General features: G+C 52.1%; 16 protein-coding genes, 1 tRNA gene and 1 other annotated feature (1 of these 18 only partly in view). Of the genes, 11 read left to right on the top strand and 6 right to left on the bottom strand.

The window, feature by feature from the left end; translation table 11 throughout:
* Positions 1-928 precede the first annotated feature (928 nt).
* Positions 929-1,396 (top strand): NUDIX hydrolase, encoded by a 468-nt coding sequence (locus BLR64_RS13570; protein WP_090714877.1) that lies wholly within the window; start codon positions 929-931, stop codon positions 1,394-1,396.
* A gap of 241 nt (positions 1,397-1,637) precedes the next feature.
* Here BLR64_RS13570 and BLR64_RS13565 read toward each other — a convergent pair whose 3' ends face one another.
* The 3 genes from BLR64_RS13565 to BLR64_RS13555 all read right to left on the bottom strand — a co-directional run bounded on the left by BLR64_RS13565 (position 1,638) and on the right by BLR64_RS13555 (position 3,823).
* The gene (locus BLR64_RS13565) at positions 1,638-2,219 is read right to left on the bottom strand and encodes a hypothetical protein (RefSeq protein ID WP_090714875.1); all 582 of its coding nucleotides are present in this window, start codon (positions 2,217-2,219) and stop codon (positions 1,638-1,640) included.
* Positions 2,220-2,261: 42 nt separating this feature from the next.
* Positions 2,262-2,930, bottom strand: a complete 669-nt coding sequence (locus BLR64_RS13560) for a Type 1 glutamine amidotransferase-like domain-containing protein (RefSeq protein WP_090714874.1) — start codon at positions 2,928-2,930, stop codon at positions 2,262-2,264.
* A gap of 293 nt (positions 2,931-3,223) precedes the next feature.
* Positions 3,224-3,823, bottom strand: a complete 600-nt coding sequence (locus BLR64_RS13555) for a phosphatidylglycerophosphatase A family protein (protein WP_090714872.1) — start codon at positions 3,821-3,823, stop codon at positions 3,224-3,226.
* Between the two features lie 272 nt (positions 3,824-4,095).
* Between BLR64_RS13555 and BLR64_RS13550 the strand changes: the two genes are divergently transcribed.
* The 8 genes from BLR64_RS13550 (at position 4,096) to BLR64_RS13515 (ending at position 12,531) form a co-directional block, all read left to right on the top strand.
* Positions 4,096-5,211 carry a GerMN domain-containing protein gene (locus tag BLR64_RS13550; protein WP_090714871.1) on the top strand — a complete coding sequence of 372 codons (1,116 nt, stop codon included), beginning with the start codon at positions 4,096-4,098 and terminating at the stop codon, positions 5,209-5,211.
* A gap of 178 nt (positions 5,212-5,389) precedes the next feature.
* Positions 5,390-6,151: a ribonuclease PH gene (gene rph, locus BLR64_RS13545; protein WP_090714869.1), complete on the top strand. Its 762-nt coding sequence runs from the start codon at positions 5,390-5,392 to the stop codon at positions 6,149-6,151.
* Between the two features lies 1 nt (position 6,152).
* Positions 6,153-6,794 (top strand): XTP/dITP diphosphatase, encoded by a 642-nt coding sequence (locus tag BLR64_RS13540; RefSeq protein ID WP_090714868.1) that lies wholly within the window; start codon positions 6,153-6,155, stop codon positions 6,792-6,794.
* A gap of 571 nt (positions 6,795-7,365) precedes the next feature.
* Complete coding sequence (locus BLR64_RS13535) at positions 7,366-9,315, top strand: glycosyl hydrolase family 18 protein (RefSeq protein WP_090714867.1); 1,950 nt, start codon at positions 7,366-7,368, stop codon at positions 9,313-9,315.
* A gap of 229 nt (positions 9,316-9,544) precedes the next feature.
* Positions 9,545-9,979 (top strand): NfeD family protein, encoded by a 435-nt coding sequence (locus BLR64_RS13530; protein WP_090714865.1) that lies wholly within the window; start codon positions 9,545-9,547, stop codon positions 9,977-9,979.
* The gene (locus BLR64_RS13525; protein WP_090714863.1) at positions 9,979-10,917 is read left to right on the top strand and encodes an SPFH domain-containing protein; all 939 of its coding nucleotides are present in this window, start codon (positions 9,979-9,981) and stop codon (positions 10,915-10,917) included. The genes BLR64_RS13530 and BLR64_RS13525 overlap by 1 nt, the downstream gene beginning before the upstream one ends.
* A gap of 107 nt (positions 10,918-11,024) precedes the next feature.
* Positions 11,025-11,480: a cupin domain-containing protein gene (locus BLR64_RS13520; RefSeq protein ID WP_090714861.1), complete on the top strand. Its 456-nt coding sequence runs from the start codon at positions 11,025-11,027 to the stop codon at positions 11,478-11,480.
* 214 nt (positions 11,481-11,694) lie between these two features.
* Positions 11,695-12,531 carry an aldo/keto reductase gene (locus tag BLR64_RS13515; RefSeq protein ID WP_090714859.1) on the top strand — a complete coding sequence of 279 codons (837 nt, stop codon included), beginning with the start codon at positions 11,695-11,697 and terminating at the stop codon, positions 12,529-12,531.
* 95 nt (positions 12,532-12,626) lie between these two features.
* Here BLR64_RS13515 and BLR64_RS13510 read toward each other — a convergent pair whose 3' ends face one another.
* A complete protein-coding gene (locus BLR64_RS13510; RefSeq protein ID WP_090714857.1) occupies positions 12,627-13,463 on the bottom strand; it encodes a CPBP family intramembrane glutamic endopeptidase in 837 nt (278 codons plus the stop codon).
* Between the two features lie 85 nt (positions 13,464-13,548).
* Entirely contained in the window at positions 13,549-15,393 is a 1,845-nt protein-coding gene (gene asnB / locus BLR64_RS13505) for an asparagine synthase (glutamine-hydrolyzing) (RefSeq protein WP_090714856.1), read from the bottom strand.
* A gap of 183 nt (positions 15,394-15,576) precedes the next feature.
* On the opposite strand from asnB, the gene BLR64_RS13500 reads away from it, so the two are divergent.
* Positions 15,577-15,945 (top strand): hypothetical protein, encoded by a 369-nt coding sequence (locus BLR64_RS13500; protein ID WP_090714854.1) that lies wholly within the window; start codon positions 15,577-15,579, stop codon positions 15,943-15,945.
* Positions 15,946-16,136: 191 nt separating this feature from the next.
* Positions 16,137-16,210: transfer RNA gene (locus BLR64_RS13495), tRNA-Arg, on the top strand.
* A gap of 699 nt (positions 16,211-16,909) precedes the next feature.
* Here BLR64_RS13495 and BLR64_RS13490 read toward each other — a convergent pair.
* The gene (locus BLR64_RS13490; RefSeq protein ID WP_090714853.1) at positions 16,910-18,838 is read right to left on the bottom strand and encodes an arginine--tRNA ligase; all 1,929 of its coding nucleotides are present in this window, start codon (positions 18,836-18,838) and stop codon (positions 16,910-16,912) included.
* Positions 18,839-18,922: 84 nt separating this feature from the next.
* Positions 18,923-19,050: a binding site (T-box leader), on the bottom strand (it continues 95 nt past the right edge of the window).

The raw sequence follows: 19,050 nt of genomic DNA, 5'->3' as shown, positions 1-19,050 counted from the left end.
AACTTCGCGAATAATCCAAGTAAGGATTATTAGTGAAATTCGTAAACATGTTATTATTGAAATCCCTCAAGAGCCTAATAAACGATTTGAAAGTAGTGATTTAGTGAAACTAACTGCACTTGAATTCAAAATAGATCAGAGTCACATATTTTTATCTCATGAACACAGTACTTTTATGACTAAATTTTTCATTGAAACAGCAGACCTCACTTTTCCGGCTAGAAATTACAATGGTCTTCCAATTACAACTTTGAGATTTATGTTGAAAGAATTGAGGTTACTAATTTCAAAAAGTAATACAATATCGGAACGTCATGTATATTTTTATCCTGATACAAATAACTTCATAACATTTCAATTAGTTGACAATGAAGTTTTATCAATAAAATTAATTCAAAGGAAAGTTAAGAATCACAAGAACATAATTCATTCAATATTTTCAAAGGAAGGAAAACTAATATCCAAGAATATCTACTGCAGGTTCAATGAAGTATTTACAAGTATATATAAGTTATCTGAGACACTTGTTTTGGATTTGAAGGATCGTGAAGAAATAGGGGGAGATTTATTTGTCTTGGAGGAACAACTGAGACTTTCTAAGACTTTATTTAATAAATTAACTAAGAACTAGAATCAATTTTGAGAGCAACTCAAGAAGTCGGGGGACTTAATATAACACCACATTTACGCTTCGAACCATTCAGCCCTGAGATCGAACCGAACATCATTACGCAAAGGGGAAACTATAGTTCAACCAGAACAGGGAGCAGGCTACCGCAGCGCTGCTCCCTGTTCCATTGAAGTAACAAAGGTTAGTTCCAATTTATGTTGAATAATATTTAGGAAGGCTGGATTTAGCGATTGTAATGTACCACACTACACAAGCAAAAAATAAAGAACGAAAGAAACAATTAGAAAGGGGATTTTTATGGGAAGAAGTCCATTTCAGGTTTTAATTATCCCGTATTTAAATAATGGTGATGAAATTTTGTTTGCATTATTTCAAAGAGGAAAAGAAGGGTACTGGCAAGGAATAGCTGGTGGTGGTGAAGATACTGAGACACCGCTACAAGCAGCCAAAAGAGAATCTTGGGAAGAAGCTGGGATATCAAGTGAACGTAGATTCGTTTCATTAGACTCACTTACTACAATTCCTGTAGAGCATGTAGTAGGAAGTTTTATGTGGGGCGAAGATAAGTATGTAATACCTGAATACAGCTTTGGAGTAGAATTACATGTACAGCATTTAAAGCTATCACATGAACATAGTCAATATTTATGGGTCAATTACGATGAAGCATCAAAAATGCTCAAATGGGATAGTAACAAAAACGCTATTTGGGAACTAAATAAACGAATTTCTAATGTTAGTGACAAGAATGGGGCATTGACCTAACGGGAAACGTTAGTTCAACAAAACAGTGACAGCCAATGACTCAATTTTCTCGTTCAGAGCTGCCCTTGATTATAATTTTTGACTAACGTTCCGCCCTTACCGCATAGCTTTCGTCAAATGCGACATAAAACCTCTACTTATCTTGTTCAACAAAATTCCCGTTAGATGAACAAAAGCAACCGATCAACGCGATCAGCTGCTTTCGTGATTTCTTTGGGCTAGCGTTTTCCGTTAATTGAACTTAAACTTTAATTACATTGTTGTAAAGAGCATCGTCCATATCAATAGAATCAGCAGAAATCCAAGCATAATTGAGAATACCAAGCTTCTCGGCAATCTGATAAGCACACGGACTTTCCATAGCAAAGATGACTTCAGGGTCTTTCGTAAATAGTACTTCCAAGTCAGATGAATCATTACCAGCCTCTTGAACTAGTTTTCTGATAACATCCAGGTCGAAAACTTCGTCGGAAGGAGAACTTACTTCCCCATCACCAAACATCTCAATTAACTCCTCTTCATCGAAATCAAAATCCTCGATATTTGTTTCGTCCCAAGAACATTCAAATTTAAAAATAAGAGTAGACTGCCTGAAAATGGACAGACTCCAGCCATGGTCCTCAGCGTACACATAATGAACAAGCAATTCCTTATTGGATTCAACAATAGAGTCTGAGGGTCTAAATTCATCTCCCAAGATGACAAACGTAGTCCACCGGTTGTTATCTTCAAATACGAAACCCTGTTCACCTGCAAGATTGATGAGTTCAATTGCATTTTCTTTGCTGCCCAACAAATGATAGCTTTGACTAAATTCGCTCATACGGGTTGCTCCTCAGAATAGGATAAGTTTTATTTGATCATGTCAGGGCGTAAAATGTCTCCAATTCCCTTCGGAAACAATCTCCACTGCCCCGCCGGTCACTTTGATGGCAGTCTGATCATCGATCGCATAGGACGGTCCCCGCATTCCGGCGGCCCATCGCTCGGCGGCAGCCATGGTGTTGTCAGGCAGCAGTTCGTGGTCCAGGTGCGGGAATATTGCAAAATCAACCAGCCCCAGCGCTTCATCACCGCCCCCGGGTGGAGTCCAGCTGGCGAAGTATTCCCCGATGTTGGGTGCCATCACCATACTCCCTGCGCTCATTCCCACATAAACAGCCTGCAGCGCCGGCAAAAGCTCTGCCAGTCCGGACTGCCGCATCCAGTGATTCAGGTAGAGGGCATCGCCGCCTGATACCAGCAGGACATCCGTCTCCTGAACCAGCGGCACCCAGCGGTCCCTACTGATGCTTGGCAGTGCAGTCAGCTCCAGCACGCCCACAGACTTCCAGCCCAGGTCAACCATAGGGTTCTCCGATTTCCCGCTGATGAATTCCCAGGCATTGACGCCGGGACCGACCCAGGGGTGGCCATACATTGCGGTGGGGATGCACAAAGCGTTGCAGCTGGCTATCGGCTTGCCGAGCATGTCTGTCAGGGCGTTGTGGATGCTTTTGTTATTAACGCCCGCAGATGTTAGCAATAATTTCATAATAACTTCACACTCCTGTGGCTGAATAGATACCTAGCGTAAGATCGTTTATTAAGTGGGGCAGCTTAAGCCGCTGTAACTCCAGCCATCGCATCTTTAAGCTTTTTCTTGGTGAGTGTTTGGGTTTTTATAAATTTTCCAGTACCCAGTTGTTCGATAAAAGCATAGAACTCTCCTGCTAATAAGCACTAAATAAGCATAGTGAAGGCAGCCGATATGATGACCGGCTGCCTCATGTGTTTTGAACCTATAGTATTTGTCAGACAAACGCTAAGTATATCGTTATTTAGAGACTACTCCAATTTGTCCTCGGCAGCAGGCTTTCTGGCGGCTTCTTCCACATCCTCCGGCGCGTGCGGGAGTCCAAGCTCCTGCTCGCGTTCTGCCTGTTTGCGATGGGCGATACGGCTGCTGGCCGCTGCAGCGATTGCGCCGACAATATCATCCAGGTAAGTATGTACCTGGCCGGTGCTTTTATCATTCAGCCGCTCAAGAACTCCGGGCTTCAGCTTATCTACGTAACCGTAATTGGTGAACCCGATGCTGCCGTATACGTTCACAATGGAGAAGGCCAGAATTTCATCTACGCCGTACAGGCCTTCGTCATTTTCGATCATATCCTGAAGAGGGGTGAACAGCTTGCCTTCCTCTGCCAGCACATCCAGCTGGATGCCGGTGAGCACGGCGTTCTGCACCTCGCGTTTACTGAGCACCATTTCGACGTTGTGAACACATTCCTCCATAGTCAGTGTGGGGTAATACTTCTGCTGCAAAAACATAACGAGCTCAGCAATTTCATCCACCGTAACGCCGCGCTCCTGCATCCAGTGCCTGGTTGCTTCTGCAACTGCTTTACTGTTAAGGCTGTAAGGACCTTTAATTTTATTATTCATGATAGTCACCTCATTGTAGGAGTAGGCTGAACTCAGCCTTATAACTTTATTACCTCGGCAGTGGACAACGGACGCATCTTATTGTTATTGTCCTTTACTTCAGTCACGTCGGCCCTTAACCAAGCAGCGAGTCCGACCACACCGCAGCCAGTCCCGCTGCAGCCCCCGTGCGTTGTCCAAATTTAAGGATAAGCCGTTGTTATTTTTTGCGAAGAGGGCTCGTATACATAGCAGTACAAACTGATCCTAGTAGTTGAAAGGGGCAATGATTAATGAAACATATGACCAAAGTCCGCGGTCTGTCCGCGGCTTGCCTGCTCACGGTTCCGATTCTGCTGTCCGGCTGCGGCCTGTTCGGCTCGGAGTCGGCAGCAGTTGATCCGCCGCCGGAGGAGATCGAAGCGCAGATGCTGGAGATCAGCGGCAGCACCACGCTGGATACTGGGGTGTTCGGACCGGTGGCAGAGGATACAGGAGCTGCAGCGGGCACCGGACAACAGGAAGCTATCGCTCCGGGAGAGCGGACGACAGTCTACCTTCAGGACAGCAACGGCCTCCTGGCCCCGGTGGCGCTGAAGCTTCCGGAGGGAGACAGCAACACAATGCTGAAGGACTCGCTCACCGCACTGGTCAGCAAGGGAGCCTATGCCTCCACTGTACCGGAAGGCTTCAGCGGCGTACTGCCCACCGGAACCGAAGTGCAAAATGTCTCTATAGACAAGAACAAAATTGCTGTGGTTGAGTTCAACTCTGTATTTAATGAATACAAGCCGGCTGATGAAAGAACGATTCTTGAAGCCATTACCTGGACCCTGACCGGACAGGAAGGCATCGAGGGCGTACAGCTGTGGGTGGACGGCAAAAAGCTGACCGAAATGCCGCTCCAGGGCACACCGCTGGACCACCCGCTGTCCCGTTCCTTTGGAATCAATCTGCCGCGTAACGGACCGGTGCTGATGAACTCTACTGCAGTCACTGTTTATTTTTCCGCAGCAACGCCTGACGGCACTCAACAGTATTATGTTCCGGTTACGCGCTTTGTACCCGCCGGAGAGGACCGGGTAAAAGCGGCGCTGAACGAGCTGATTGCCGGTCCGGAATCGGCAGGTGGTCTGGAAATGGTAATGACCGGAGGAACCGCAATCGATTCGGTCGAGGCCGGGCAGAACGGCGTAGTTACAGTATCGCTGACCGATGATATGTTTGAAGATGCGCAGAATGTTCCGGCGGAAATGCTGGAATCCGTAGTGCTTACTGTAGCGCAAAATGCGGATGATGCTCCGGTGCAGATCCGCCTGAACGGCCAGGAGACGGTCACCGGAACGGATAATGTCAACTACGGGCAGCCCGTGTCCGCACCGGAGTATGTGAACGCGCTGGCGCTGTAAAAGATTTTGATCCGGGCAAAAGATGCTTTTGTGCTTTCTCTTTGGTAGAATAAAGTTTGCTAAGCAAAAAACGGATAATGCCCTCCCGGGTGTTATCCGTTTCGCGCGCAAAGTCCAGATATTGACTCCGCTTGGCGGACGCGTTAACTTTAGCTACTCAAGATGCAGGAGGCAGACTATGACAAGATCAAACGGGCGTAACAGCGACCAGCTCCGGCCGCTTACGATTACAACCCAAACTAATAAATATGCAGAGGGCTCTGTACTGATTGAAATGGGCGATACGAAGGTTATTGTGACAGCTACAGTAGACGAGAAGGTTCCGCCGTTTCTGAAGGGACAGGGCAAAGGCTGGGTAACCGCCGAATATTCGATGCTGCCCCGGGCAACCCAGACACGCAACCAGCGTGAAGCCGCACGCGGCAAGCTGACCGGTCGGACGATGGAGATCCAGCGGCTGATCGGGCGGGCACTCCGCTCTGTTGTGAATCTGCAGGCGCTCGGCGAGCGCAGCATTACGCTGGACTGCGATGTCATCCAGGCGGACGGCGGGACGCGGACAGCTTCGATTACGGGAGCTTTTGTGGCGATGGCCTTTGCCATTAACAAAATCGCCCTCCAGCACAAGCTGGCCGTATTCCCGATTACAGACTATCTGGCGGCTATCAGTGTCGGTGTTGTCGGGGACAAGGCGCTGCTTGATCTGAACTATGAAGAAGATTCCAAGGCGAAAGTCGATATGAATGTGGTGATGACCGGGGGAGGCGCTTTTGTGGAGCTGCAGGGTACCGGCGAAGAGCGGCCGTTCACCCGCCGGGAGCTGGACGAGCTGCTTGGTCTCGGGGAGAAGGGCATTTATGAACTGATCGCCGTACAAAAGGAAGTGCTCGGCCCGATTGCGCTCAAAATCCCTTCCGGCCAGCCCGGCCAAGAGGTGTAGCATGAGTAACAGCGGCGGCATCCTGATTGTTGCGACGAAGAACAAAGGCAAGGTCCGCGAGTTCCAGCATGCTTTTGCACCGCTCGGTCTGACTGTCAAGAGCATGTTCGACTACCCGGAACTGCCGGATGTAGTGGAGGACGGCACCACCTTTGCCGAGAATGCGCTCAAAAAATCAAAGGCAGTCGGCGAGGCCCTAGGCCTGCCCGTACTGTCGGATGATTCTGGCCTGTGCGTCGATGCGCTGGACGGCAAGCCCGGAGTATACTCCGCCCGTTATGCCGGCGAGGGCGCACAGGATCAGGAGAACAACCTCAAGCTCCTGAGCGAGCTGGAGCGGATGAAGCAGGGCGAGGACACCGGCCAGCCGCTGCTCAGCACGGCCCGTTTTGTCTGTGCGTTATCGCTTTATGATCCGGCGGACGGATCAGAGCTGACTGCGGAGGGGACAGTGGAAGGCTGGATTACCTCGGAGCCTGCAGGCGCCGGGGGATTCGGGTATGATCCGCTTTTCTATCTTCCGGAGTATGAGAAGACGATGGCGGAGCTGACGCTCGAAGAGAAGCAGAAGATCAGCCACCGCGGAACGGCACTCCGCCTGCTGACGGATAAGCTGGCCGCGAAGCAGGGAAATAACGGGTAGCCCTATACGATTGATAATAAAGACTCTGTTTGCTGCATAGGCGGGCAGAGTCTTTTTGCTTTTTATTAAGTGCTCTTCCTCCAAAAAATAAACTCCAAATGCAATACTTCGCAGTGGCTGTTTTAGAGCATAAGATGATTTTATCCCCTGATTACAGAAATTTCCCCCTGGCCGATCAGGCCGTGATGCCTGAAAATTAGAATTACCTTCATCTCTTAATGATGTCAGAAATATCCAATCATCTGTCGCTTAACTTCCCCACGATTCCCCTACCTGACACCTTTTACCTCAACAACATTTTCATTAGCCCTCAGATTCATAGCTTTACAGGCAAAGGAACAGCCCGGAGGGCGGCTTTGTGTGCGCGTTTTTCCAGTATCAGTCTATTAACAGACAGCCGTAACATTGCTAGAAACGCAGAGTGAGGGTGAATCCAGAACCGGGAAGAGAGGTGGGTGCTGAGCTTAACCGGGCCTAGCAGAGGGATTGCCGCTGGGGTCCGGATACGGTCGCTGATTCTTTGCTGGTGAAAGGCATTGCTGTGAGAATATACCGGGGAGGTAACACTTGCATGCAGAAAAGGAAATCGCGGAGCACTGTTGCGCTGGGGCTGGCGGCTGCTTTGTTTATTACGCTGTTTGCCGCGCTCGGCGGCAGCATCAGGACTGTAAATGCGGAAGGCAATAATTATAAGATCGTCGGTTATTACGCATCCTGGGCCGCTTACGGACGGGCATTTAATGTAGCGGATATCGATGCCACCAAAATGAATGTAATCAACTACGCGTTTGCCGACATCTGCTGGAACGGGGTGCACGGCAATCCGGACCCGACCGGGCCGAATCCGGTCACCTGGACCTGTCAAAACGAGCAGGGTCAGGCCATCAGTGTGCCGAACGGCACCATCGTGCTCGGAGATCCCTGGATTGATGCCCAGAAAAGCTTCGGGGATGATAAATGGGATGACCCGATCAAAGGCAATCTGAAGCAGCTGTGGAAGCTCAAGGAGAAAAATCCGAACCTGAAGACCATGATCTCCGTCGGCGGCTGGACCTGGTCGAACCGCTTCTCGGATGTGGCGGCAACAGCAGCTACCCGTGAGGTGTTCGCCAATTCGGCGGTGGATTTCATCCGTAAATACAAGATGGACGGCGTCGATCTGGACTGGGAATACCCGGTGAGCGGAGGATTGGCCGGCAACAGCTACCGTCCCGAGGATAAACAGAATTATGTGCTGCTGCTGCAAAAAATACGCGAAAAGCTGAACGCGGCCGGTACCGCCGACGGCAAAACCTACCTGCTGACCATCGCCTCCGGCGCCAGCCCGGCTTACGTCCAGAACAACAACCTGAGCGGGATCGCAGCGGTTGTAGACTGGATCAACATTATGACCTACGACTTCAACGGAAGCTGGAATACGACGACCGGACATAATGCCCCGCTGTATTATGATCCTGCCACCGCATCCACCGGACTGACTGAGCCTGCGAATTATAATATCGACAAGGCAGTCACCAGCTATCTGGGTGCAGGGGTTCCCGCAGGCAAGCTGGTGCTGGGAATGCCGTTCTACGGCCGCGGCTGGGGCGGAGCACCGGCTGCAGGCAACGGGCAGTACCAGGTATCCGCCGGTATTTCCTCAACAGGCACCTGGGAAAAGGGCAGTTATGACTTCTATGATCTGGAAGCCAATTATATCAATAAAAACGGCTATACCCGTTATTGGAACAATACCGCGAAGGTGCCTTACCTGTATAATCCGTCGACTCAGACCTATATCAGCTACGATGATGCAGAATCCATTGGCTACAAAATAAGCTACCTGAAGTCTAAGGGACTGGCCGGAGCGATGTTCTGGGAGACCAGCGGAGACCGCAACCGGACACTGCAGACCAAGCTCAGTGCCGAGCTTGGGGGCGGAGTGATTCCGACGCCGACGCCAACTGCGACAGTGTCGCCGACACCTGCGCCAACCGCCACACCTACAGCAACGCCGAAACCAAGCACAACGCCAGGTCCGACCGCTACAGCAACTCCGGCGCCAACTGCCACACCGAAACCAAGTGCTACTCCGGTGCCAACCGCAACGGTAGCACCTACGCCAACCGTGACACCGGGTCAATGTACTGCGCCTGCCTGGACTTCAACCGGTATATACACGCAGGGCCAGCAGGTATCATACGCTGGCTACGTATATGAAGCCAAATGGTGGACCCAGGGTGACCGTCCGGATCTGAGCGGTGCGTATGGGGCCTGGAAGGTAATCGGTGTCTGCGGCAATACGCCCGCAACGCCTGCCCCGACAGCCTCAGCTACTCCTGTACCAACGGCTCTGCCAACGCCGACTGTTACTCCTGCTGCTACAGCTACTCCCGGTGCGGGTGCCTGGGCACCGGGCATCGCCTATAAGGCTGCGGATACAGTGTCCTATAATGGACAGTTGTATATCTGCCAGCAGGCTCACACTTCGCTGGCCGGCTGGGAACCGGCAACTACACCTGCGCTCTGGAAGCTGAAATAACAGCCGCTTACGCGGCAATATCAATAGCCTGCGGAGAAGAACAGCTTCTCTGCAGGCTTTTTGGTATGGCGGCAAGTGCTGTCAGGAGGGGAAGAGATTTATTCATAACCTTCCACCCGTTGAAATATACTAAAAATGCCTGCTTTTGTCCCGGTTAGGGAAAATGATGCAACGCACTGCCGTTTTATTCGTTTATAGTAGTATATAGCGGAAGGTGGTGAGGTCACCTATGGTTGCATGGGTGCTATGGTTAGTCGCGGCCGGTGTTCTGCTTGTAATTGAAATGTTTACGCTTACTTTTTATTTGTTCTGGCTTACTATCGGGGCTGTGGCAGCGCTGCTCGTATCGCTTGTCTGGCCTGAGGCTGTTCTGGTGCAGGTGTTGGCCGGTGCGCTGGTAACGGTGCTGCTGACCGTGTTCTCGAAGCCGCTGGTTGCCCGGTTCAGGCACTCGCGCGGTTTCAAGGATATGGGAACCGAAATTATCGGGCGTCAGGGGATTGTGGCGGAGCCGGTGGAGCCCGGGCGTTACGGGCAGGTTAAGGTCGGCGGCGATACCTGGAGTGCAGTATCCGGCCAGGTGCTGGCCAAAGATGAGTTAGTCAGAGTCATCCGCAGAAGCTCCACTATTATCGAAGTAGAACGATGGGAGGATTTTAGCTGATGGATTCATGGATCATTATCGGGATTATTGTTGCAGTTGTTGTTGTATTTGTCGCACTGACGATCAAAATCGTTCCGCAGCAGCGTGTCGGTGTGGTTGAACGGCTCGGGAAATTCAACCGCCTGCTTACGCCGGGGCTGAACATTCTGATCCCGGTCATTGATCAGGTGCGGACGTATCATGATCTGCGGATCCAGCAGGCCAATGTGCCGCCGCAGACCGTTATTACGAAGGATAACGTGCAGGTGCAGATTGATACGATCATCTTCTACCAGGTGGTCGGACCGGAACAGGCAACCTACGGCATTTCCGATTATGTATACGGGGTACGCAATATCTCCACGGCAACGATGCGGCAGATTATCGGGAAGCTGGAGCTGGATGAAACCCTGTCCGGCCGGGAAAAAATCTCCGCCGATATCCGTCTGGCTCTGGATGAAGCGACCGAGAAATGGGGCGTGCGGATCGAGCGCGTCGAGGTTATTGATATCAAGCCGCCGCTTGATATCCAGGAAGCGATGGATAAGCAGATGAAGGCGGAACGCAGCAAGCGTGCGATAGTGCTTGAGGCGGAAGCTGCCAAGCAGGATATGATCCTGCGCGCAGAAGGTGACAAGCAGAGTAAGATCCTCAAGGCGGAAGGGGATAAGGAAGCGCGTATCCGTCAGGCGGAAGGCCTGCGGCAGGCACAGGAGCTGGAAGCGCTTGGTCAGGCCAAGGCTATCCAGGCTGTAGCCGAAGCCGAGAAGGCACGGATTCAGCTGATCAGCACTGCAGGACTGGATGAACGGGTGCTGGCCTACCAGTCCTTTGATGCGCTGACTGAAATCTCCAAGGGGCCGGCCAACAAGGTGTTCCTGCCGAGCAGCACCGTTGAGGCGCTGGGCTCACTCGGTGCGATCGCCGAGGTGTTCAAGGCAGGCAAGGACGGCAAGTAAACAGCGGCGGCAGGTTTTACAATTGCGGCACATTCCGTTAAAGTAAAAGCAAACCTAAATTTAAGTGGTTGCTTATTTATGCGGCGATACTTTAAGGAGAAGATACTGTGACGCAAAAAGAAATTTCCCCGCTGGTAGCAGCGCTGGGCCTGGAGCCCCACGTTGAAGGCGGATGGTACAAGAGACTCTGGAACTCATCCTTTGAAATTCCCCAGGAAACACTCGGCAGCAACTATTCGGGAGCGAGAGCCTCGGCTTCCTCGATTTACTTCCTGCTTCATCCGGGTGAAACCTCGGAGTGGCACACGGTGCTGTCCGATGAAATCTGGCTGTGGCACTCCGGCAGTCCGATTGTCCTGAGCCTGGGCGGCAGCGGCGGGGAGCCGGAGAATGTAACGGAAGTCGTACTCGGCGCCGATGTATTGGCCGGACAGCAGCCTCAGGTCGTTATTCCGGCAGGTGTCTGGCAGGCGGCACGGAACCTCGGCGATGAGCCGGTGCTGGTCTCCTGTATCGTATCCCCGGAATTCAGCTTTGATGATTTCAAGCTGATTGAGAAATAATATGGAGCGTCTGCTGCGGTTGCGGCGGACGCTTTTTTGGGTTGTGCTGTTTCTGCCGGCCACACTGTAAGCGGCAGGTTTCTGAACGCCCCGGGGCTGCACTTTTGGTAGCGCTGCCGCAATCTGTTATACTCTTGTTGAATCCGGCTGATTACTCAGCCTTTTTTAAGGTTATAGAAGCTTGATCACACCAATAGAGCTTGGAGGGGTAACAATGAGCGATTTAAATGGACCATTTTCCGGCGGACCTACGCTTAATGACGGGGCAACCATGCCGTGGCTGGGGCTAGGCGTTTGGCAGACCAAAGACGGCGAAGAGGTTATCCATGCGGTGAAGACAGCAGTTGAAACAGGCTATCGCAGCATTGATACGGCAGCCGGATATAATAATGAAGAGGGCGTCGGACAAGCTATCCGCGAATGCGGAGTGCCGCGGGAAGAGCTGTTCATCACGACCAAGGTGCGTAACCCTGACCAGGGGTATGAATCGACGCTGAAGGCTTTTGAAATAAGCCGCAAGAAGCTTGGGCTGGATGTCATCGACCTGTATCTGATCCACTGGCCGGTAGCCGGCAAGTACCGGGATACCTGGAAGGCGCTGATCCACCTGCAGAAGGAAGGGCTTGTCAGATCCATCGGCGTCAGCAACTTCCAGGTGCATCACCTGCAGGATATCATTGATGATACCGGCGTGGTGCCTGCCGTTAACCAGATTGAATTCCATCCGCTGCTGACCCAGCGTGAGGTGCTGAAATTCGCCAAAGCGCATGACATTCAGGTGGAGGCCTGGAGCCCGCTGATGCAGGGCAACCTGGATATTCCGCTCCTGAAGGAAATTGCGGAAAGATACGGCAAGACCGTTGCACAGATTGTATTGCGCTGGGATCTGCAGCAGGGTGTCATTACAATTCCCAAGTCGGTGCATGCCGAGCGGATTGTAGAGAATGCCGGCTTCTTCGACTTCACTTTAAGTGACGACGATGTCAAGGCAATTGAGGGTCTGAACCAGAATCACCGCTTCGGACCGGATCCGGATAACTTCAATTTCTAAATACAGCATGACAAAAAGCAAGCCGCCAGTATGCGGCTTGCTTTTTGTCATGTGCTGAGATGTATGGCCGGGAAATCCTCAGGGAAAGTCTGAGGTTACATGCCGGGAGGCTTGGTATGGCGGCTATGGCGTCTCCCCAGTATCCGCATCAACAGGATGCCGTGGAGGATAACCAGCATGCTGCATACCATGGCCATGACCTCTGCCGCCTGGTCGCTTGCTGTGAGCAGATCGAAGATGCCGTGCCAGACGATAACGGGAATAATACTCCACCGGCTCCCGGAACAGATCCAGGCCAGCACTACAGAGCCGTAAGTCAGGCTGATCGCCCAGCCGATTACCCCGGGGCCCATACCGAGATAGCTTTCATTGAACCAGAAGGCCGGCAGATGCCAGGCCATCCAGATCAGGGCCACCAGCAGGGCTGAGGTATTCAGGGAATACCGCTTATGCAGAGCCGGGAGCAGGTATCCGCGCCAGCCGCTCTCCTCACCGATCCCGAAGGTCAGCATCCACACCAGTGAGGTTGTCCAGAGATTGAACTGCGGCGGAAGGTCCGAGGTCAGGCCGAAGCTGTGCAGGTCAGGCGCTTTTCCCGTGACCAGGGTGTGAACCAGTACAGCTGCAGCTCCATAAGCCAAAGGTAATCCGGCGGACAGCACGAGCCACTTTTTCGGAAAAGAAAAGGAAAAGGCTGTTTTGAACCACGCGGTGAAGCCGTCTCCGCCAGGCAGAATAAGACAGCAGAGCGTCCCGATCAGCGGGCCGAAGGAACCCAGGTAGAATTGCCCGGGAAGCACAGGAAGGCCGGCTGCAAACTGCTTGTTGAGCAGCAGCGGCAGCCAGCACAGCCAGGTGAAGCCGAAGGATACAATAAGGAAGGGAACCAGTTTGGCTGAAGACCATACGGACGGTTTTGCAGAGGTCGGCATCAGGGTTAATACCCCCTTGACTAAGATATGTTTATCTATAGTTGTAGAGGTTTTGGGCCCGCCCCGCTATGGGAATAATCACCGCTTAGCCGATGGATACATTATACGTCTTCAGCCAGAGATTCACCTGGGCGAGATAGGCAAACAGCTGCGGGCCGGACATCAGCTGGCCGAACCAGGGCAGGTTGCTGGAGGATTCCGGGGATGCGGCAATCTCGCGGATTTTGGCCGGATCAATCAGCGGCAGGATTGGAGCCGATGGATCATCCAGAATACTCAGCATCTGTGTACGTACGGCGTTCAGATAGGCTGGATTATGGGTTTTGGGATAAGGGCTCTTTTTACGGTAAAGCACATCATCGGGCAGTACGCCTTCCAGCGCTTTGCGGAGAATGCCTTTTTCACGGTTGCCGACAGTTTTGATCTCCCAGGGAATATTGAACACGTACTGCACCAGCCGGTGATCGCAATAGGGAACACGAACCTCAAGTCCGACACCCATGCTCATCCGGTCTTTGCGGTCCAGCAGCGTAGGCATAAACCGGGTGATATTGAGGTAGGACATTACCCGCATCTGGGCCTGTTTGCCGGTCTCACCGTCAAGCCTTGGAACTTCAGCCACTGCGTCGCTGTAACGGTCGCCTAAATATTCCAGCGGACGTATCCATTCGCGGACTTCGGGCGACAATAGTCCTGCACGCATTTTGGGGGCTACCGACCACGGGAAGGTTCCTGAGGAGAGGGCCTCTTCACGGTGAAACCAGGGGTAACCGCCAAAAATTTCGTCAGCCGCTTCGCCGGAAATGGCAACCGTCGCATTTTTTTTAATCTCCCGGCAAAATAAATACAGCGACGAATCCACATCAGTCATCCCTGGCAGGTCACGCGAGTATAGGGCGTTATCCAGCGCTGCCACCAGCTCAGGTGTATCAAAAGCGACATAATGGTGATTGGTCTTCAGCTCATCCACCATCCGTTTAATCCACGGGCCGTCTGCGCCGGGCTGGAAGGAATGGCTTTTGAAATGCTTGTCGTTATCGACATAATCGACCGAGTAGGTGTCTACCTGTCCCTGGCCGCTGCGGTTATAGTAATTCACGGCGAGTGCGGTCAGGGCACTGGAATCCAGCCCTCCGGACAGCAGGGAACATACCGGAACGTCGGAGACGAGCTGGCGCTCCAGCGTATCCTGCAGCAATTCACGCACTCTGGCGGCAGTTTCATCGACCGTATCGGTGTGGGGATGGCTTTCCAGTTCCCAGTAAGCATACTTGCGGATGCCGCTGCGGCTATAAATCATGGCATGACCCGGGCGAAGCTCGAATATATCTTTGTATACACCCTGTCCCGGAGTGCGGGCGGGACCGACGATGAAAATCTCTGCCAGTCCTTCCGGTCCAACCTTCGGCTGAACCTTGGGATGCTGCAGCAGCGCTTTGGGCTCGGAGCCGAAGATAAATACATCGTCCACATGGCTGAAGAACAGCGGTTTTACGCCAAGCCGGTCGCGGGCCAGAAACAGATGCTCACGCACGCTGTCCCAGACGGCAAAAGCAAAAATCCCGTTCAGCTTCCCGGTGCAGTCAGGTCCCCACTCCATGTAGGCGTGCAGCAGAACCTCAGTATCACACTGGGTCAGAAAATGGTGTCCCCGCTGCTTGAGTTCAGTTTTAAGCTCACCTGCATTATAGAGCTCGCCGTTATACACAAGCGCGTAGACATTCTCATCCTGGCGGGCGATCATCGGCTGTGCGCCGTTCTCCGGATCAATAACGCTCAATCTGCGGTGTCCGAGGGCGCAAGGGCCTGAAATCCACGTTCCGGCGGCATCCGGTCCGCGGTTGGATAAGGTTTCAGTCATTTTTACGAGCAGCTGCGAGTGCTGGGTAAGGTCACCGCGCCACTCGATAAAGCCGGTTATTCCGCACATGGTGTTCATCCTCTCTTTGTGCGATGCTACTGCTCCGGAAGCGGGGCTCCCTTGAAAAGCAGGTGTAATCACTTGTTTCTTTTTTGCCAAGTAATACAGATATATGCCGATTGAAGGGATAAAATGTATGTCCTTATCCGAACACTAGGTTAGAGGAAAATTTGCCAGGAGGGATGATGACGAGTGTATTACATTAAAGACGCCAAGATCCGCAGAATGACTGAATATGACGGTGCTCCATGTGCCGAGGTTGGCGTATTGCCGGGAGCTGTAGGGGATTCAGCGCTTTTGGTATATATTGTGGAAGATCAGCATGAGGAAGGCTACGAAATTGTACGCATCCTGACGAATGATGCAGACACCCAAACCGACTGGTTTGATAATAATATGCACAATGCCTTCGAGGATGTGACAGTCAGCGCGTTCACCGGAAGTCCTGTCATGAGCCCGGAGGATGAACGCTCCAAATTCCAGCGTGAGCTGCTGATCTTCGGCCATCTGAAAAAGCAGCTGGGTGAGCATTTCCGGCAAGTGTCGCAGAAGCGGCGCTGATGATCTGATGCTGTGATGCGGCCACTGCTCCGGCGGCGGATGGAGGGCGTGTGTGCGGTGAACATCGCCGCGGCACCCGCTGCTGCCGGGGGCAGAATGTTTTTTGGCGTGCAGCCTTGAAAAAATATTTCAATGCGTTATAATAGATAACGTTGCGTTAATACATAGTAAATAAAATCTACACTTCATATGTCCCGGTAGCTCAGCTGGATAGAGCATGCGCCTTCTAAGCGCACGGTCGGGGGTTCGAATCCCTTCCGGGACGTAACACAAGAAACAGCCTTCCTTCGGGGAGGCTGTTTCTTCGTTCCGGTGGGATGAGAACCCCAAGCAGGGGTACGTTGAAGCACCGGCATCGTTAGCCCCCGCTTCGCAATCAGCCCGAAAGGGCTGCATCCCTTCCGGGACGTAACATAAGAAACAGCCTTCCTTCGGGGAGGCTGTTTCTTCGTTCCGGTGGGATGAGAACCCCAAGCAGGGGTACGTTGAAGCACCGGCATCGTTAGCCCCCGCTTCGCAATCAGCCCGAAAGGGCTGCATCCCTTCCGGGACGTAACATAAGAAACAGCCTTCCTTCGGGGAGGCTGTTTCTTCGTTCCGGTGGGAACAGGAGAGAGAGCAGCTTTAAGTGTAGTTTGTACAGCTAAAAGCACTGTCAGGCCCGCGGAATCCCACTTTAGCTGTACTTTGTGCAACTAAAACTCCCGAAATCTGGATAAAGGGACGATTTTGCTGATTTTAGTTGCACGGACTACACTTATCCCAATGAGAGATGCTTTTTTGCGGAATATAGCTGCACAAAATGCAGTTATATCAATGGCGATGCAACTTTTAGGATCGATCAAGCAGTAGTGCGGATAAAACTCTCCTTATAAACCCTATTTAGTCTGGTCTTCCTCATGTTTATCACAGCGGGATGTACGATGCCAGTCACACATTAGTTCAAAACAAGTAATAACGGCGGCTACATCCGCTCCGGCTGCGGCAGGCCGAGTACCTCCAGCACTTCGCCGAGTGTGTCCCGGAATCTTAACGTGAGCCAGAGACGGAAGGCCACGGATTCAGGCTCGCCTTTCAGAATCGGGCAGGCCGAGTAAAAATTGTTGAACAGCGAAGCCAGTGTATGCGCGTAGTTGCAGATCGTATTCGGCGTCAGCTGAACGCTTGCGCTATAGAGCGTGTCCTGCCAGTTACTGAGATGCCTCAGCAGAGCGAGCTCAGCTTTTTGCAGTGCCGCCGGGAAGACGGGAAGGGCATCCGTTTGCTCCGCATTAAGCTTAGCTTTTTCCGCAGAAGAGTTGGCCCTCTCCGCATTAAGCTTAGCTTCATCTGCCGAAACCACGACTTTACTAAGCACACTGCCTGCACGCGCGTAGGTGTACATCAGGTACACGCCTGTGTTACCGGAAATCTCTGTTGCCTGCTTGAAGTCGAAAATAATCTCCGTCCCCAGATTAAAACGCAGCAGATAATAACGGATGGCAGCGGTGGCGATGAGCCGGCTGGAGAGGCCGCTTTTGTCAGAACGGGTAGCGTCAATTGTGTTCTCCATCAGCTGTACCAGCTCGGTTACCTTGATGCCGATGCCCTGGCGGCCGGACATGGCGTAGGATGCTTTGCCCTCGGAGATGTCAATGCTAAGCTCGGCTGCGGACGCCGGACTTAGTGAAACCACCCCATAGCTAACATGATGCAATTTTTCAGCCTGCTCGGTGTACCCGAGTACCTCCAGTGCCTGCTTGACCATCGCCTGTGGATATTCCTGTCTGTAGTCGATGACATTAACCACCCGGTCAGCCCTCCCAAAAGCAAGCTGCTCCCCGCTCAGCCCCGTAGTCCAAAGTCCGGCGTTAAATTCGCTGTAGCTGAAATCCTTATCCAGCAGGCCGAATTTCCAGAGATGGTAGGCAATATCCTTGGCCGTATAGGTTAAAATCCCGTTCGAGCGCACCAGCACCTTATCCTTGTGATGCTCATCGGCATCTGCCTCTGACGGCTCCTCAGCAGCCTGCTTGAGAATCCAGCAGCCCGCCAGCTTGCCCTGTGTTTCCTGCACGAATACCTCGGTCTGCTTCAGCAGCGCAAAAGCCGATGCCCAGAAGCCCTCCTTCAGAATGCTGCTCTCCCAGACCAGCAGGTCATAGCCGATACCAAAACCCTTCATCTCCGCGACATGCTCCCGCACAATCCGTTCGGCGACAAGACTGCCCAGCCAGGCGGTATTGCCGTGGCCTTCTTCCAGCGCATGAAGGATCTCCGTCCGTTTGTGCACACTCTCCGGATGCAGCGCATATTCTTTGTTCACACCGGCATAAATGTCCCAGCAGTAATCGCCAAAACGGACATGATCACCAGCCAGCGGCACATTCAGCAGCCCGACCACCGTATCTGCCAGCTGATTGCCCAGATCATCTACATAGTTATGCACCTCGACGCTGTACCCGGTTTTCCGCAAAACACGCACCAGTGCATCCCCGATACAAGAGTTTCTAAGATGTCCTATATGCATCGACTTGTTTGGGTTCACGCTGGTATGCTCAACGATAACTTTTTCCCCTGCGGCTCCTGGCAGTTCAAAGCTTCGTCCGGCCCACTCCCGCCAGGCGATATATAGATTAATGAAGCCCGGTGCGGCAATATCGATTTTGCAAAAAAGTCCGTTTAAACCACCTGATTGACTAATTTCGGTTGTTATCAGCTCCGCGATAGCCATAGGTGCCTTACGCAGTACTTTGGCAAGCTGCATGGCAATGTTACTGGAGTAGTCGCCGAAGTCGGGATTGGCCGGCTGCTCGAGCACAACAGGGGGAAGCTCTGTAACTGCTGCATCAAGGGCTGTTAACACCTGCCGGACGCTTTGCTCCAGGCTGTTTTTGATAAGTTGGCTTAACATGACTATGACCTCCTATATTGGCAAAATGGCTGCAGCATCGATGAAAGAGAACTCTTTTTGCATAAGAAAAAGCCCTCATCTCATTAAAGAGACGAAGGCTTGATTAGCGCTCGCGGTACCACTCTCGTTGCTGAACCAGGGGTTCAGCCGCTCACAAGTTAACGGTCTTCAGCCGGGGCTTCCTACTGTTAGTTCAGAAGTCCATCTCCCGG

This window comes from Paenibacillus typhae (genome assembly GCF_900099765.1).
GTDB classification, from domain to species: Bacteria; Bacillota; Bacilli; order Paenibacillales; family Paenibacillaceae; genus Paenibacillus_AQ; species Paenibacillus_AQ typhae.
Note: the sequence above shows the minus strand (reverse complement) of the source record. Positions and strands in the feature narration are given on the sequence as shown.